The sequence below is a fragment of the Microbacterium sp. 22195 genome (genome assembly GCF_052056515.1).
GTDB lineage: Bacteria > Actinomycetota > Actinomycetes > Actinomycetales > Microbacteriaceae > Microbacterium.
In genome coordinates this window covers 1,333,310-1,349,020 of the sequence record NZ_JBQEPE010000001.1, presented here as the reverse complement: position 1 = coordinate 1,349,020, position 15,711 = coordinate 1,333,310, and the positions used below count along the sequence as shown (strand labels likewise).

General features: G+C 71.1%; 13 protein-coding genes. 5 read left to right on the top strand and 8 right to left on the bottom strand.

Features of this window, described 5'->3' with window-relative positions; translation table 11 throughout:
- The first annotated feature begins 4 nt into the window (after window positions 1-4).
- A complete protein-coding gene (locus ACTJJ4_RS06600; protein ID WP_440942535.1) occupies window positions 5-796 on the top strand; it encodes a hypothetical protein in 792 nt (263 codons plus the stop codon).
- Window positions 797-1,017: 221 nt separating this feature from the next.
- On the opposite strand, the gene ACTJJ4_RS06595 is transcribed toward ACTJJ4_RS06600, so the two are convergent.
- Window positions 1,018-1,476, bottom strand: a complete 459-nt coding sequence (locus ACTJJ4_RS06595; protein WP_292700664.1) for a GNAT family N-acetyltransferase — start codon at window positions 1,474-1,476, stop codon at window positions 1,018-1,020.
- A gap of 137 nt (window positions 1,477-1,613) precedes the next feature.
- On the opposite strand from ACTJJ4_RS06595, the gene ACTJJ4_RS06590 reads away from it, so the two are divergent.
- Entirely contained in the window at window positions 1,614-3,833 is a 2,220-nt protein-coding gene (locus tag ACTJJ4_RS06590; RefSeq protein WP_440942534.1) for an NADP-dependent isocitrate dehydrogenase, read from the top strand.
- Between the two features lie 137 nt (window positions 3,834-3,970).
- Here ACTJJ4_RS06590 and ACTJJ4_RS06585 read toward each other — a convergent pair whose 3' ends face one another.
- Window positions 3,971-5,422: a L,D-transpeptidase gene (locus tag ACTJJ4_RS06585; protein ID WP_440942533.1), complete on the bottom strand. Its 1,452-nt coding sequence runs from the start codon at window positions 5,420-5,422 to the stop codon at window positions 3,971-3,973.
- Window positions 5,423-5,598: 176 nt separating this feature from the next.
- Between ACTJJ4_RS06585 and ACTJJ4_RS06580 the strand changes: the two genes are divergently transcribed.
- Genes ACTJJ4_RS06580 through nagB form a run of 3 tightly spaced genes read left to right on the top strand, consistent with a single transcriptional unit; the run spans window position 5,599 to window position 8,490 of the window.
- Window positions 5,599-6,771 (top strand): ROK family transcriptional regulator, encoded by a 1,173-nt coding sequence (locus ACTJJ4_RS06580; protein ID WP_440942532.1) that lies wholly within the window; start codon window positions 5,599-5,601, stop codon window positions 6,769-6,771.
- Window positions 6,768-7,718 carry an ROK family protein gene (locus ACTJJ4_RS06575; protein WP_440942531.1) on the top strand — a complete coding sequence of 317 codons (951 nt, stop codon included), beginning with the start codon at window positions 6,768-6,770 and terminating at the stop codon, window positions 7,716-7,718. Before ACTJJ4_RS06580 ends, ACTJJ4_RS06575 begins: the two co-directional genes overlap by 4 nt.
- Window positions 7,711-8,490 carry a glucosamine-6-phosphate deaminase gene (nagB, locus tag ACTJJ4_RS06570; protein ID WP_292700678.1) on the top strand — a complete coding sequence of 260 codons (780 nt, stop codon included), beginning with the start codon at window positions 7,711-7,713 and terminating at the stop codon, window positions 8,488-8,490. The genes ACTJJ4_RS06575 and nagB overlap by 8 nt, the downstream gene beginning before the upstream one ends.
- 79 nt (window positions 8,491-8,569) lie before the next feature.
- Here nagB and ACTJJ4_RS06565 read toward each other — a convergent pair whose 3' ends face one another.
- The 6 genes from ACTJJ4_RS06565 to ACTJJ4_RS06540 all read right to left on the bottom strand — a co-directional run bounded on the left by ACTJJ4_RS06565 (window position 8,570) and on the right by ACTJJ4_RS06540 (window position 15,642).
- Window positions 8,570-8,965, bottom strand: a complete 396-nt coding sequence (locus ACTJJ4_RS06565; protein WP_440942530.1) for an NUDIX hydrolase — start codon at window positions 8,963-8,965, stop codon at window positions 8,570-8,572.
- Window positions 8,958-10,319 carry an FAD-binding oxidoreductase gene (locus ACTJJ4_RS06560; RefSeq protein ID WP_440942529.1) on the bottom strand — a complete coding sequence of 454 codons (1,362 nt, stop codon included), beginning with the start codon at window positions 10,317-10,319 and terminating at the stop codon, window positions 8,958-8,960. The genes ACTJJ4_RS06565 and ACTJJ4_RS06560 overlap by 8 nt, the downstream gene beginning before the upstream one ends.
- Window positions 10,316-10,687, bottom strand: coding sequence for a YrdB family protein (locus ACTJJ4_RS06555; RefSeq protein WP_440942528.1), 372 nt, complete (start codon window positions 10,685-10,687; stop codon window positions 10,316-10,318). Before ACTJJ4_RS06555 ends, ACTJJ4_RS06560 begins: the two co-directional genes overlap by 4 nt.
- A gap of 10 nt (window positions 10,688-10,697) precedes the next feature.
- Window positions 10,698-12,437: a sigma-70 family RNA polymerase sigma factor gene (locus tag ACTJJ4_RS06550; RefSeq protein WP_440942833.1), complete on the bottom strand. Its 1,740-nt coding sequence runs from the start codon at window positions 12,435-12,437 to the stop codon at window positions 10,698-10,700.
- A 512-nt stretch (window positions 12,438-12,949) separates the two neighbouring features.
- A complete protein-coding gene (locus ACTJJ4_RS06545) occupies window positions 12,950-14,125 on the bottom strand; it encodes an N-acetylglucosamine-6-phosphate deacetylase (RefSeq protein ID WP_440942527.1) in 1,176 nt (391 codons plus the stop codon).
- A complete protein-coding gene (locus tag ACTJJ4_RS06540; protein WP_440942526.1) occupies window positions 14,122-15,642 on the bottom strand; it encodes a family 20 glycosylhydrolase in 1,521 nt (506 codons plus the stop codon). The genes ACTJJ4_RS06545 and ACTJJ4_RS06540 overlap by 4 nt, the downstream gene beginning before the upstream one ends.
- Window positions 15,643-15,711 lie beyond the last annotated feature (69 nt).

Genomic DNA, 15,711 nt, shown 5'->3' with positions numbered 1-15,711 from the left:
AGGAGTGGATCCGATCTGGGCTGCGGCGGCCGAGCTGTGGTGGATCGCGCCGACCGCTGCAGCCGGCGCAGGGGCGATCGGGTTCGCGACGGTGCGGAGGCGGCAGACGGTGAACGGCAAGCGACTCGGGTACGACGCGGCCCGGCTCGAGCTGCGACAGGCGCAGCAGGACGCCAGGGACGCCGCCGTGTCCGCGCGCGTCGCCCGGGCGGAAGCGGCTCGTATCGCCGCCGATCGCGCGGCTTCGCGCACGGATGCCGTGGCCGTGGCATCCGCTCGCCGCGCGCTGCGCGAGGCGCAGCTGGCGTCGAAGGCCGCGATGGCCCGCGTACGCGCCGCGCGCGCACGCGTCTCGGCCGAGCGCTCGTCGCTGGCCTCGGCGGCGGATCTTCCCCTGGACCGGCTGCGCGCTCGCCACGACGCTGTGCTCGCCCGGTGGATGGCCTACGAGACGGATCCCGGTCTGGCGCTGGCGTACCCCGCGATGAGCGACGGACGTCAGCCGCACACGGCCGCCTTCCTCGCCGCCGTCGAACGGGCGCGCGATCGGCGGCCGACGTCCGAGGGCGCGCGCATCACAGCATCCGACTTCTCCGACTACCGTCGCGCCGTCGACGATCTGGAGCGCGCCTTCGACGTCGCCGAGCGCTCCGCGCGCGGAGAGAAGGTGCAGCCCGACCTGCCGGATGCGCTCTGGGATGCGGCCCGCGGGTTCGCGGAGAAGTCGACCGAGATGCTGAACCGCACCACCGACCTGCTCGGCGACTGGACCGCTCGGCGTCGGCGCGACCGCTGAGCCCGGCCCTGGCCGCTGTCTGCTCGGTGTCGTTCTGAAGGAGGTTCGCGCTTCTGAAGGATGCCTGCGGCCCTGACGTCCTTCAGAGGTGGAGACGTCCTTCAGAAATGACGGGTGCGAGGCACCGAAGCGCGGCGGAGCGGATGCCGTGCGGGAGCGCTCTCAAGGGGAGCGGCGACGGGGTCTCGGTGGGGGAGGGGATCCGAGGCCCCGCCGCCGGTTCAGTCCGTGACGCGGATCTGCGCGATGACCTCGGAGTACTCGGTCTCGCCGACCGGCTCGAAGCCCACGCGGCGGAAGAACGCCTCGGGGCCGCCCTCACCGGCCTCGTAGATCACGTTCACGTGATCGACGCCGCGCTTGCGGGCCTCGTCGATCAGAGTCTTGACGGCGAAGCGCCCGACACCGCGACCCTGGTCGTCGGCGTCCACGTTGATGCGCCACAGCACGCTGCGGAAGTGCTCCTCGGGGGCATCCGCGTCGAAGCTCGCGCTGACGAAGCCCACCACCTCGTCTCCGTCGAGCACCACGCGCTGCCAGGAGGTCTGGGGGTTCACCACGGTGGCGGCGATCCCGTAGGAGACCGGTGCCAGGAACTGCTCCTGGCCGGGCTTGAGGGACAGGTTGTTGACGGCGACGATCGTCGCCGCGGACAGTTCGACCACACGCAGTTCCGACATGGAACCCAGGCTAGCCCCTCCGCGGGCTTCTGTCGCGGAAACCGCGGCCCCGGTGTCGGAACCCTGAAGGGGTGCCGGGAAGCGGACTCGGGTATCTTGGTATCGAGATAAAATCTGCCCTCGCGAACGGAGATCCGGTGACCGACGACGCCATCATCTACACCTACACGGACGAGGCGCCGGCTCTGGCGACCGCGTCCTTCCTGCCGATCATCAAGGCCTACACCGGTCAGGCCGGCATCGAGGTGGAGACCCGCGACATCTCGCTCGCCGGCCGCATCCTCGCCGCCTTCCCGCAGAAGCTCACCCCCGAGCAGCAGGTGGGCGACGCCCTCGCCGAGCTGGGCGGTCTGGCCACGCTCCCCGAGGCCAACATCATCAAGCTGCCGAACATCTCGGCGTCCATCCCGCAGCTGAAGGCGGCCATCGCCGAGCTGCAGGAGAAGGGCTTCGACGTCCCGGACTACCCGGACGAGCCCCAGTCCCTTGAAGAGCGCGACGTCCGCGCCCGCTACGACAGGATCAAGGGCTCGGCGGTCAACCCCGTGCTCCGCGAGGGCAACAGCGACCGCCGCGCGCCCCTGGCCGTGAAGAACTACGCCAAGAAGCACCCGCATCGCAACAAGCCGTTCGCGGAGGGCTCCAAGACGCGCGTCGCGACCATGGGCCACGACGACTTCAAGCACAACGAGCGCTCCTGGGTCGCGGCCCACGACGACGTGCTCAGCTTCCAGCACATCGCCGCAGACGGCACCATCACCGTGCTCAAGGAGGGGCTGAAGGTCCTGCCGCGCGAGATCATCGACGCGACGTTCCTCTCCGCCGCCGACCTGGACGCCTTCCTCGCGGAGACGCTCGAGCAGGCCAAGGCCGACGACGTGCTGTATTCGGTGCACCTGAAGGCCACCATGATGAAGGTCAGCGACCCGATCATCTTCGGTCACGTCGTGAAGGCGTTCTTCAAGGACGTGTTCGCGCAGTACGGCGACAAGCTCGCCGAGGCCGGTCTGAGCGCCAACAACGGCCTCGGATCGATCCTCTCGGGTCTCGCCGACATCGCGGGCGGCGACGAGATCGCCGCGGCGTTCGACAAGGCCATCGCCGAGGGGCCGCGTCTGTCGTACGTGAACTCCGACAAGGGCATCACCAACCTCCACGTCCCGAGCGACGTGATCGTCGACGCCTCCATGCCCGCCCTGGTCCGCAACGGCGGCAAGCTGTGGGGCAAGGACGGCGGCGAGGCCGACACCATCGCGGTCATCCCGGACTCCTCGTACGCGGGCGTGTACCAGGCCGTGATCGACGACGTCATCGCGAACGGCCCGCTGGACCCCGCCACGATCGGCACCGTGCCGAACGTGGGTCTGATGGCCCAGGCCGCCGAGGAGTACGGCAGCCACGACAAGACCTTCGAGATCGCCTCGGCGGGCGTCGTGCAGATCCTCGACAGCGACGGCACCGTGCTGATCTCGCACGAGGTCGGCGCCGGCGACATCTGGCGCGCCACGCAGACCAAGCACATCCCCGTGATGGACTGGGTCAAGCTCGCCGTGACCCGCGCCCGCGCCACCGGTGCCCCCGCGGTGTTCTGGCTCGACGCCAACCGCTCGCACGACGCGCAGATCATCGCCAAGGTGCACCAGGGTCTCGCGACCCTCGACACCAAGGGCCTGACGATCACGATCCTCGCCCCGGAGGACGCCACGCGCTACACGCTGGCGCGCCTGCGCAAGGGCGAGGACACGATCTCGGTCACCGGCAACGTGCTGCGCGACTACCTGACCGACCTGTTCCCGATCCTCGAGGTCGGCACGTCGGCGAAGATGCTGAGCATCGTCCCGCTGCTCGCCGGCGGCGGCCTGTTCGAGACCGGTGCGGGCGGCTCCGCGCCGAAGCACGTGCAGCAGCTGGTCGAGGAGGACTACCTGCGCTGGGACTCGCTGGGCGAGTTCTTCGCGCTGGCGGCGTCGCTCGAGCACTTCGCGGACCGCACGGGCAACGAGAAGGCCCGCGTGCTGGCCGAGACCCTGGATGCCGCGACCGGTACCTTCCTCGAGCAGGATCGCTCGCCGGGGCGTGCGCTGGGCACCATCGACAACCGCGGCAGCCACTTCTACCTGGGCCTGTACTGGGCGCAGGAGCTGGCGAAGCAGACGAAGGACGCCGAGCTGGCGGCTGCGTTCGCGCCCGTCGCGGCGACGCTGGCCGAGAACGAGCAGAAGATCGTCGACGAGCTGAACGCCGTGCAGGGCAAGCACGCCGACATCGGCGGCTACTACCGCCCCGACGTCGCCAAGGTCGCAGCGGTCATGCGTCCCTCGGCCACGCTCAACGCCGTCATCGACGCGCTGGTCTGATCAGGCCTTCAGAACGGGCGGATGCTGCACGAGCATCCGCCCGTTCTGCGTCTGCGGACGCGGAGATCCGGTGGACCGGAGACAAGAGGGGAGCGGATGCCGATGGCATCCGCTCCCCGTCTCCGATTCAGATCAGCTCAGGCATGAACCCAGACCTCGAGGCCCTTCGGGGTCATGTCGTAGACCTGCTTGGCGATGCTCGGCGGCATGTTCACGCAGCCGTGGCTCATGCGGTTGCCGAAGTTGTTGTGCCAGTAGGCGCCGTGGAAGGCGATGTTCGGGGCGAACCAGGTGTTCCACGGCACGTCCTTGGTGCAGTACACGGCGCCCTCGAAGCAGCCCATGTCCTGCTTGGCGGTGTGCGCGAACACCGTGAAGTGCCCCAGCGGGGTCGGCGTGCCGGGCAGGCCGGAGGAGATCTTCCACGTCTGGACGAGCTTCTCGTTCTCGTACAGGTAGGTCTTCTGCTCGCTGATGTCGACCTCGAGGCGGCGGAAGACGGTGGTCGTCTCGAACGGCGTCGCGTTCACCGGCAGTGCGAAGTTCGCCTTGCCGTCGCCCAGCTGCGTGGCGAAGGCGGACGCGATGCCCGCGGTGTCTCCGAGCGTGCGGCCGTCCTGACCGGCGGTGAGGGCGCTGAGCACCTTGCCCTTGGAATCGACGATGTTCGTCGCGTTCACGGGCGCGCGGTTCACGAGGGCGGGAAGTCCGGCGACGGCCGTCTGGATGGCCGACTGGTCGGCGGTGATCTTCAGCTTGCCGTCGACGTCGTCGATCTTGAGCCAGCTCGCCGCGACGTCGGGTGCGATGGGCACGGTGCGCTCGTCGCCGACGTAGAAGCCGATCGTGGCCAGCATCCCGTTGAGCTTCTCGGCGGTCGCCGTGGCCGTCTTCTCGTCGACGGCGGGGGCGACCTCGGTCGCGTCGCCGGAGAACGAGAACGACGTGCTGCCCTTGGCGGATGCCGCGGTGAACGCGGCCGCCAGGTCGGGCACGGAGATGCCGGTGCCGCTCTTGGAGGGAGTGACCGTGTACGCGGCGGACGCCGCATCGAAGGACACGCTGGAGTCGACCGGATCGACGTAGCTGGCCGGGACGGCGGCGCGCAGCGCGTGGTCGGCGGCCTGCGGGTCGAGCTTCACCTCGGGGGCGATCGCCTTGCCCATCCAGGTGCTGATGTTCCACAGGGGCCGGTCGGCGAACGCCTGGTCGGCGAGCGCCTTGGCGTCGACGCTCGCTCCGAGGTCGCTGCCCGTCAGCGTGGTTCCGTCTCCGGCGCCGGTCAGCTCGATCTCGGTCGCGGCGACGCGGTTGCTCACGGCCTCGGCGGCCATGCCGGGGGTCATGCCGCCGACGGGGACGCCGGCGATCGTGGTGCCGGGAGCGATGAGGATCAGGGAGGCGCCGGCGGCGGCGAGCAGAAGGGCTCCCGCGCCGAGACCCAGCCACAGGCCCAGGCGGCGCTTCTTGCGGGCGGGCTCGGTGGGCGCCCATTCCATCGGCGGCTCACCGTCGACGGGAGGCAGCACTTCGGTCGGTGCGGCCTGCGGGATCGCGCCCGTATCGGGTCCGGAGATCAGATCGGTCACGGACTCACCCCCCATTTGGATAGACGTGACTGACTCTTCATGGTACGGGACCGACGCTGGCCGCGGTGTGGCGGTCGGGGCCGCAAGTGGACATCTGCAGTAACGTTTCGGTAACCTGCGCGCTGCGTACCGCCGCCTCTTGCGCTCGACCATGTTCGTAAGGTGTACTAACAAACATGGAATCGTCACACGGACAGCGGGTCGCGCTCGGTGAGGAGCTCGTCGCCTTCGGCGCGGGACGACGCCTGCGCAGCTCGGCCAAGGTGCTGCCAGAGCAGGCGCGCGCGCACAACCGCTCCCTGGTGCTGCAGACGCTGTACCACCGCGGCGCGATGAGCCGAGCGGATCTGGCCCGTGAGACGGGGTTGACCCGGGTGACGATCTCCGATCTGGTCGCGGAGTCCATCGCCGACGGCATCATCCACGAGATCGGCGTCCGCGAGGCGGCGGGCCCGGGGAAGCCCCCGATCGAGATCGACATCGATCGTGAGGGTCACCAGGTCATCGGCATCGATCTGTCCGGCGCATCCGAGTTCACCGGTGCCGTGCTCGATCTCGGCGGCCGCACGCTCGTCGGCCATTCGACGCCGCTTCCCGAGGAACCCGACGCGGAGCACACCTACCAGGCGGTGCTGGACCTGGCGCGGCGGCTCACGGCGTCCGCGACCCAGCCCGTGCTCGGCGTCGGCATCGGGAGCCCCGGCGTCGTGCGCTCGGACGGACTGATCATCAACGCGTCGAACCTCGCCTGGCAGGACTTCCCGCTCGAGCGGCGGCTCACCGAGGACCTCGGTCTGCCGGTCATGGTCGGCAACGACGCGAACGCCGCCATCCTCGCGGAGTACACGTTCGGCGACGCGCGCTCCGACCTCATGCTCATCCGCATCGACCGCGGCGTCGGCGCGGGAGTGATCACCGGCGGGCGTCCGCTGGTCGGTGCCCGCTTCGCGGCGGGCGAGATCGGACACGTCGTGGTCGGCACCGACGGCGGCCCGCTGTGCTCGTGCGGGCGGATCGGATGCCTGGAGGCGTGGGTGAACGTCCCCCGCCTGCTCGCGGAGACCGCCGCCGCACCGGAGCGCCGCGGCGAGATCCTGGCCGACGCGGGTACCCGCCTGGGCATGGCGATCGCACTGATCGTGGCGGCGCTCGACCTGGCCGAGGTGGTCATCGCCGGCCCCGCCGACCTGTTCGACGGCGTCTTCCTGGACGCCGCGACCCGTGCGCTGCACGACCGCACGCTGGAGGGCGTGTTCGCCGACGTGCCCATCCGCCTCAGCGACCAGAACGACATCGTGGTCCGCGGCGCGGCCGTCACGGTGCTCGCCGCCCAGCTGGGCGTTTCGTGAGCGCGGCCGTGCGCATCGGCCTGGACGTGGGCGGCACGAAGATCGCCGGGATCGCGCTGGACGCCGACGGCGTCGCCCTCGGGAACGTGCGCATCCCGACCGGATGGGGCGGGAACGCCGTCATCGACGGCATCCTGCATGCTGTCAGCGCCCTGCGGGCGCAGCTGCCCGCGGGCCGGACGGTGAGCTCGATCGGCGTCGGGATCCCCGGACTGGTGGATGCCGAGCGCGGACGCGTGCTGCACGCAGTGAACCTCGGCGTCGAGGAACTGGACGTGGCGAGCCGTGTGCGCGAGGCGACCGGTGTGCCCAGCCAGGTCGAGAACGACGTGAAGGCGGCCGCGCTGGGGGCGGCCGCGCTGCGCGGCGACACCCGCCCGATGGCCTATCTGAACCTCGGCACCGGTGTCGCCGCGGGAATCGTGATCGACGGGCGCATCTGGCGCGGCGCGCGGGGGACCGCCGGCGAGGTCGGGCATCTCGTGGTCGACCCGCGCGGACGGGTGTGCGGATGCGGGCAGCGCGGCTGCATCGAGACGCTGTGCGGCGGCGGCGCCCTGGCGCGGGCCTGGGAGAGGGGCGGAGACCTCCCCGTCAAGGACATCCTGGACGCCGCGGATGCCGGGGACGCCACGGCATCCGCCCTCCGGCTCGATCTGCAGCGCGGTGCCGCGGCCGCCGTGCGCGCCCTGGTGCTCACCGCCGATGTGGAGACCGTCGTCATCGGCGGCGGCCTCAGCGCACTCGCCGACCGCATCGGCCCGGGCATCCGTGCGACTCTGCAGGAGGAGGCGGCGGCGTCGCCGTTCCTGCGGTCACTGCGGCTCGATGAGAGAATCGAGATGCTTCCGGCGGACTCGCCGGTGGCGGCCATCGGCGCCGCCCTGCTGGGATCCGCATCCGCGGGTACCGACGTCCGAGACAAGGAGACAGTCACTCATGGCTGAAGTCGTCATCACCGCGAGCAAGGAGGCCGCCGGAGCGCTGGTCGCCGACGAGATCGTGCACCTCATCGACACCGTCGCCGAGCCCGTGCTGGGACTGGCCACCGGGTCGACTCCGCTGCCGGTCTACCAGGCACTGCGCGAGCGGCTCGCGGGGCATGACGTGTCCCACGTGCGCGGCTTCGCCCTGGACGAGTACGTCGGCATCGATCCCGCGCATCCGGAGAGCTACCGCTCGGTCATCACCCGTGAGGTCATCGAGCCGCTCGGCCTCGACCCCGAGCTGATCCACGTCCCCAACGGGGCCGTCGAGACGATCGAGCACGCGGGCGACGACTACGACGCCGCCATCGTCGCCGCGGGCGGCGTGGACCTGCAGATCCTCGGCATCGGCACCGACGGTCACATCGGCTTCAACGAGCCGGGCTCGTCCTTCGCGTCCACCACCCGCATCAAGACGCTCACCGAGCAGACCCGGCAGGACAACGCGCGCTTCTTCGACTCGATCCACGACGTGCCGCAGCACTGCATCACGCAGGGGCTCGGGACGATCCTGCGCGCGCGTCACCTCGTGCTGCTCGCGTTCGGCGAGGGCAAGGCGGATGCGGTGGCCGCCGCGCTCGAGGGGCCGGTCAGCGCCATGATTCCGGCATCCGCCATCCAGCTGCACCCGCACGTGACCGTGGTGGTCGACGAGGCGGCCGCGTCGAAGCTGCAGCTGGCCGACTACTACCGCTACACCTACGCGAACAAGCCGGCCTGGCAGGGACTCTGATCCCTGCGCGCTCGGCTCGCCGCGAGGCGGCGGGCCGGGCGTCCGGGTGCGCCCGTACTCGGGATGAGCCTGCCCGGTGTCAGCGCCAGGCGAACGCGAGCAGGTGCTCCTCGCTGAGCGGTGCCAGCGGCACGCTCGTGCGGTCACCCGGCTCCAGCCAGCGCAGCTCGGCGAGCTCGGCCTGCACGACGACGTCCTCGGGCTCCGCGCGCATCGCGAAGGCATCCGCGATCACGCGGTGACCCGGTTCGTTGGCCGCCGCCGAGACGAAGGTGCCCAGCGGTTCGAGGTCGGACTCCTCGACGTGCAGCGAGAGCTCCTCGTCGAGTTCGCGGATCAGCGTCTGCGCTGCGGACTCGCCGGGCTCGGGCTTGCCACCCGGCTGCATGAAGCGCGTGGTGCCCTGTTTGCGGACCACGAGCACGCGACCCGCGCGGTCGACGATCACGGCGGCGCTGACGCGGATGTCAGGCATCGGAGAACACCTTCCCTGGGTTCAGGATCCCCTGCGGATCGAAGACGCGCATGATGTCGCGCTGGATCCGCCACTGGTCCTCGCCCAGCTCCTCGGCCAGCCAGCGGCTCTTGAGCATCCCGATCCCGTGCTCCCCGGTCAGCGTGCCGCCGAGGCGGATCGCGGCCCGGAACAGCTCACCGGCGGCCTCCCAGATGTGATCGGGGACCTCGTCGCCGTCGAAGATGAAGTTCGGATGCAGGTTGCCGTCGCCGGCGTGCGCGACGGTCGGTATCACGACGCCGTACTCCTGCTCGATGCGGGCGATCTCGTCGAACATCGCGGGCATCGCGCTGCGCGGCACGGCGACGTCCTCGATGAGCGTGGTGCCGAGTGCGGCCAGCGCCGGGTGCGTGGAGCGGCGGATGGCGAGCAGGCGCTCTCCCTCCACGGGGTCATTGGTCTCCACCACCGCGCCGCCGGCGGCTCGGAGCACCGCCACGATGCGCGCGGCCTCCTCGCGGGCGGCCGGCCCGTCGGTCTGGATGGTGAGCTGCGCGGTGCCGGCGTCGGAGACGGGCAGACCCAGAAGAGCGTGCACGGCCGCGAGCATGCGGGCGTCCATGAGCTCCATGATCGCCGGCTGCGCACCGGAGGCGGTGACCGCGGCCGATGCAGCGGCGGCGTCACGGACCGAGTCGAAGGTCGCGGTGATCGTGCAGGTGCCGCCCTCCACGAGCCGGCGCAGCTTGAGAGTCGCGCCGACGATCACGCCGAGCCGACCCTCCGAGCCGATCACCAGCGAGGTGAGGTCCAGGCCGGTGACGCCCTTCACCGTGCGGTGGCCGAGGCGCAGGAGCCGCCCGTCGGCCAGCACGAGGTCCACGCCCAGCACCGCGTCGCGGACGACGCCGTACTTCGCGCAGAGCAGCCCGCCGGCGCCCGTGGCGATGTTGCCGCCCACGGTCGAGATCTCGCGGCTGGCGGGATCCGGCGCCCACCACACGTCGTGCTCCGCGAGCTGCGCGTTCAGCGTCGCGTTGAGGATGCCCGGCTCGACGACCGCGAGCAGGTCGTCGGGGCGCACCTCGATGATGCGGTCCATCTCCGCAGTGGACAGCACGATCTGGCCGGGCCCGGCGTTCGCGGCGCCGGCGAGGCCGGTGCCCGCGCCGCGCACGACCACGGGCGTGGCGGTCGCCGACGCGATGCGCAGGGTGCGCTGGACGTCGTCGACCGTGCGGGCGCGGACGACGGCGAGCGGCCGTCCGGGGGAGCGGTGGCCGCTGCGGTCCGCGCGCGCCTGCTCGAGGGAATCGTCGGAGGTGTCGACGATGTCGCCGAGGTCCTGCCGCAGCAGCTCGAGGACGCTCATGCCAGGGTTCGGCGTCCGGCGATCACACCCGCGGTGACGGCGACGACCGCGAAGGCGAGCCCCATCCAGGCGTGGCCCAGCGACCACCACGCGAGCGTCACGGCGACGTAGATGAGGAGCTCGACCAGGGCACGGAGGAACGGATGCAGGTGGAGCACCGCCCGGGGCGACAGGAACAGAGCCCACACCAGGAGCGTGACGACGGGAGCGCCGATGCCGACCACGATGTTCCAGGGCAGGGGCCACGAACCGAAGCCCCACAGCGCGAAGGTGACGAGCGCGGCCAGCAGCACGGCCACGCGGATGAGGTCCAGTGCGGTGAGGGGGCGGCGGCTCACGCCGGGGACGACGACGGGATCCTGCGACATGCCCTCAAGTCTATTCGGCGGGCGGCGTCGGAGCCGCCGTGGCCGGGGCGTCGGGCGCGGCCGGATCCTCGGAGCCGGCGGGGGCGCCCGCCGTGAGCGCGCACAGGCCGGACGGAGGCCGGAAGGTGCCGAGCTCCGAGAGCTTGATCAGGCTCACCTCGCCCTCGAGAGCTCCGTCGACGTAGGCGTAGGACAGGGATGCGTCCGCGCACAGCTCGCTCCACGTCGGCTGAAGACGCAGTTCTGCGCCGCCGTCGTCCGAGAGGGTCAGCAACTGCGTGTCATCGCCCAGCACGGTCCGCACGGTCTGGCCGGCCACGCCGGACACCGGAACGGAGTAGTAGACGGTGCGTTCGGGGATGTTCGCCGTGAAGGTCGCCTCGCCAAGCGTCGGCGCACCCTCCGGCGGCGTCGGGGTGCCACCGGGCTCCTCGGTGCCCGGGTCCACCGGGTCCGTTCCGCCGTCTCCCGGATCGACCGGAGCGGTGCCGTCACCCGGGCCAGGAGTCGGCGTCGGCGTCGGCTTCGCGATGGCGGGCTCCGTGACGTCCGCGTGCTGCGGAGGCGCGGGAGGCTGGGCGTCGGCCTTGACCTCGGCGTCGTCCTTGGGAGCCGGGGGCTGCTCCTCAACGTCGATCACCATCGGGGTGTCGGCGGACATCGTCGAGTCGGGCACGACCTCGGAGGAGATCGACGAGGGCTCGGACTCGGAGGCGCTGGGCTGGGAGGTGGCGGGTGCTCCGCTGAGCATCCCGGGCACCACCGCCGCGGCGGCGACCACTCCCGCGATGACGAGCGCGGCCGAGCCTGCGCCCACCAGCGCGCCGATGCCCGGCATCGAGCCGGAGGCGCTGGACGCACCGGATCCCCCGGCGCTGCCGGATCCGGCGGCACCCGAGGTGACTGCGCTGCCCGCGGCGACCCCGCCGCCCGTGGTGCCGACGACGACCGCGCCCTCGACGACGCTCGACGGCATGGCGGCCAGGGCGACGAGCGGCGTTCCGCCGCCCTGCAGGGCGGCGAGATAGGCGGATGCTCCGGTGACTCCCAGGACGAGTGGGAGCAGGACGAGTGCGAGACGGCTGGACACGTCCTTCGCCTCGGCTGCGACGATCATGCAGCGGGCGCAGCCCTCGAGGTGATCGTCGATGCGCTGCTGGGCGCGGGCGCCCAGGTTGCCGCGCGAGTAGGCGCCGAGATGCTCGATGGTCCACTGGCAGTCGGAGCCCTCGCCGACGCTGCGCAGGTGCGCCTGGATCCAGGCCTCTCGCAGACCCTCGCGAGCGCGGAACGTCAGCTGCGACACGGCGCCGGCGCTCATTCCGAGCAGCGCGCCGATCGCGGCCGGCTTCATCTGCTCGATCTCGGAGTACCAGAGCACCTCCTGCCACCGCGAGGGGAGCGAGCGGAACGCCTGCGCGGTCAGCCCGCGGTCCAGCTCCTCGTTCGCGGCGCTGTCGGTGCTGGCAGGATCGGCAACCGTCTCGAGCTCGTCGATCGCCGTCTCGCGGCGTGCCCGGCCCCATGCGGCGGCGGTGTTGCGGATGCTCGTGAAGAGGTATGCGCGGAACGACCCGTTGGGGCCGCCGCCCTTGAGGATGGCCTGGTAGATGCGGGAGTACGACTCCTGCACCAGATCGTCGGGGTCGATCGAGGAGGTGACCGAGCGGGCGACCGTCATCCCGGATCGGTAATGACGTCGCCAGAGTTCGCCGAACGCCTCGGCGTCACCCGAACGGGTGCGCAGCACGAGGTCGGCGTCAGCCGCTGCTGACCTTGCTGGACTCTGGTCTTCCACGTCTTCCTTCGTCTTGTTCCTGGGAACGCTCTCATACCCAGCTGAGGCGCCTTCACAAGAAGAGACGCGTGGGAGGGGATTTCATCACGCGTCTTCTCCATTCTGACCCGAAAACGTTCCTGAGGCCACCCCCGTCCGAATCCTGTGGAGAGCGCTCCCACGAAGATCCGCGAAAAAACTTCTGGAAATCGCGTAATGAACCGTGGCCGGTTGCATCTCTTCTCGTAGAGCATGCCTGACACGCCACCGGGGGGCGGGGTGTCAGGTGACATCGGCGCACGGGGTATCGCGCCGGGTCGAGACCGGCTCGGAATCCTCGGGGGAGGAGATTCCGGCCGGTCGGCTCGGGGGAGGTGAGGCCGCTGCACTGGGGAAAAGGCAGCGGCCTCCCGCATGTCCGGGCGCTTCTCGGCGGCCAGCCGGGCCGTGCGGCGGGCACCGCGGGGCGGATCGCCCGTCGCGGGTCAGCGGGACGCCGCGGCCCCGACCCACACTCCGCGGACCGTGAAGCCGCCGTCCAGCAGCACGGCATCCGCCGCATGACCTGGCTGCAGCCTGCCGAGCGAACCGCCGAATCCGACGGCGCCGGCCGGAGTCGCGGTCAGCGCGCGCACGGCCTCGCCGAGGGGTACGCCCGCCTCGACCGCGCGCCGCAGCGCGACGTCCTGCGTGAGGGTGGAGCCGGCGATCGAGCCGGTGTCGTCGGCGCGCGCCATGCCGTCCTTCACGGTGACCTTGACCGCGCCCAGGTCGTAGTGTCCGTCGGCGCTGCCCGCCGCGGCCATCGCATCGGTGATCAGCGCCACCCTGCCCGGCGCGGCGTCGAACAGCAGCTTGATCACGTGCGGGTCGAGGTGGAAGTTGTCGGCGATGCCCTCCAGGACGACCCGGTGGTCGGCCGCCGCGACGAGGATCGGTCCCGGCGCGCGGTGGTGGATGCCGTTCATGGCGTTGAAGGCGTGCGTGAGGATCGTGGCACCCGCCTCGAACGCCTGGCGCGCGATCTCGGCATCCGCGTCCGTGTGACCGACGGCGACGGCGGCGCCGGATGCCACGATCTGGCGCACCGCGTCGAGCCCGCCAGGAAGCTCGGGGGCGAGGGTCACCTGGCGCACCGTCCCGCACCCGGCCTCCAGCAGGCGGGCGACGTCGGCGGGCTCCGGTGCGCGCAGCAGTGACGGCTCGTGCGCCCCCTGATGCCCTGGGTCCAGGAACGGGCCCTCCAGGTGGCTGCCGAGGATCTCGGGGTCCGACTCGGTGAGATCGGCGATGACCGACACCTGGCGCGCGAGGTCGTCGATGGATGCCGTGACCAGCGAGATGACGGCGCGCGTGGTGCCGTGGGTCCGGTGCATGTCGCGCCCGGTGCGGATGGCGTCCGCGCCGTCGTCGTAGGCGGCGCCCGCTCCGCCGTGTCCGTGGATGTCGATGAAGCCTGGGGTGAGGATCGCATCCGCTCCGGCGACCGCGCTCGCGTCGATCACGTCGTCGGCGTCCGTCCAGTCCGCGCCCGTGCCGCGTGCGACGACCAGGCCGTCCTCGAACCGCACCCAGCCGTTCTCGGTGGTGCTGCCGTCGCCGTCGACGATCCGCGCGGAGTGGATCACGCGCGAGCCGCGGAAGTCTGTGGTCGGGGTCATCGGTCGCTCCAGTCGATCTCGGGCACGGGGTGGAATCGGATGCCGTCGGCGCGCCAGGCCGGCGCCTGCGCTGCCAGTCTCTCGCGGAAGTCGTTCCAGTCGCGAGTGCGATCGGAGGTGCTCCAGGCGATCTCGGCGATGGCCGCGATGCGCGGGAACATCAGCTGATCGGCCTCGTCGAGGCTCTCCACCGTCTCGGTCCACAGCGGGGCCTCGATGCCGGCGACGGCATCCGCGGGGATGTCGAGAAGCGCGGCCGGCTGCCAATCGTAGGCGCGGTGCAGGTCCACGGTCCCCGCCCATGCGAGCCCGAGCGGGAAGTCGTAGTCGTACTTCATGTCGAGGTAAGCGGCGTCCGACGGGGAGAGGATCACGCGCCCGCCGCGCTCCACGAAATGCGCGGTGTGCTCGGCGTGGGAGGGGTCCGGCGCGAGCAGGCCCCAGTACTGGCCCACCGTGCCACGGGCGATCTCGGCGGCGCCGGCCTCGTGCCAGGCGACGGGCGTCTTGCCGAGTTCCTGCACGATCCCGGTCGCGCGCTCGATGAAGTACGCGAAGTCCGCGGGGGAGGTGCCCAGCGACTCGTCTCCGCCGATGTGCAGATACGGGCCGGGCGTGAGCTCGGCCAGCTCGGCGAGCACGTCACGGACGAAGTCGTAGGTGCGCTCCTCGTGGATGCGCAGACTGGAATGGCCGACCCCCCAGCCGGTGTAGGGCACGCCCGCCTCGGGGAGGGCGTGGCCCAGTCGCTTCGCGTCGTCGAGCAGATGCTCGTTCATGACCGGCGCCTCGACGAGTTCGGGATAGGCGATTCCGATGGCATGGGTGTGGCCGGGCATGTCGATCTCGGGGACGACCGTGATGCCGCGGGACGCCGCGTACGACACGATCGTGCGGTAGTCGTCCTTGCTGTAGCAGCCGCCGCCGGCGAGCCGACCGTCCCCGGTCGCGCTCGCCGTGGAGGAGAGCTGCGAGAGCAGCGGCCAGGAGTCGATGTGGATGCGCCAGCCCTGGTCGTCGCTGAGGTGCAGGTGCAGGTGGTTGAACTTCAGCTCGGCGATCCGGTCGATCACCCTCTCGACCTCCTCGACCGGGAAGAAGTGCCGGGCGACGTCGAGCATGACGCCGCGGTACGCGAAGCGCGGGGCGTCGGCGATGGTCGCGCGGCGCCAGGCCCACCGGCCGTCCCCGTCGTCCGCCAGCAGCTGCATCAGGGTGCGGATGCCTTGCAGCAGCCCGCTCGCGGAGCCGGTCAGCTCGACGATCTCGCCGACCGTCAGCGCATACGTCTCGGCCGCGGCATCCGGATCGATCCGCACCACGATGTCGCCGGGACGCGGCTCCTCGTCGACTCGCACCGGGAGGATGCCGGTGCGGGCGCGGATCGCGGATGCGAGCTGATCGGCCGTGGCGTCGTCGCCGATGATGCGCAGGGGATCCGCCAACGGCATCCGCCCCTCGCCGATGACGACGGAGACCGGTGCCGGGACCAGCGGGAGGAGATCAGGAAGGACCATGAACAAAACCTAGCGCGCCGACCGTCACACGGGCGAGGACCGTGGGCCGCGGACATCGCCATCCGCTAA

What these genes read in the sequence shown, in the direction of transcription:
- nagB (WP_292700678.1), top strand. Translation starts at nt 7,711, where the DNA reads ATGGCTGAAGTCGTCATCACCGCGAGCAAGGAGGCCGCCGGAGCGCTG.
- ACTJJ4_RS06595 (WP_292700664.1), bottom strand. Translation starts at nt 1,476, where the DNA reads ATGTCGGAACTGCGTGTGGTCGAACTGTCCGCGGCGACGATCGTCGCC.
- ACTJJ4_RS06545 (WP_440942527.1), bottom strand. Translation starts at nt 14,125, where the DNA reads ATGACCCCGACCACAGACTTCCGCGGCTCGCGCGTGATCCACTCCGCG.
- ACTJJ4_RS06560 (WP_440942529.1), bottom strand. Translation starts at nt 10,319, where the DNA reads ATGAGCGTCCTCGAGCTGCTGCGGCAGGACCTCGGCGACATCGTCGAC.
- ACTJJ4_RS06580 (WP_440942532.1), top strand. Translation starts at nt 5,599, where the DNA reads ATGGAATCGTCACACGGACAGCGGGTCGCGCTCGGTGAGGAGCTCGTC.
- ACTJJ4_RS06540 (WP_440942526.1), bottom strand. Translation starts at nt 15,642, where the DNA reads ATGGTCCTTCCTGATCTCCTCCCGCTGGTCCCGGCACCGGTCTCCGTC.
- ACTJJ4_RS06555 (WP_440942528.1), bottom strand. Translation starts at nt 10,687, where the DNA reads ATGTCGCAGGATCCCGTCGTCGTCCCCGGCGTGAGCCGCCGCCCCCTC.
- ACTJJ4_RS06565 (WP_440942530.1), bottom strand. Translation starts at nt 8,965, where the DNA reads ATGCCTGACATCCGCGTCAGCGCCGCCGTGATCGTCGACCGCGCGGGT.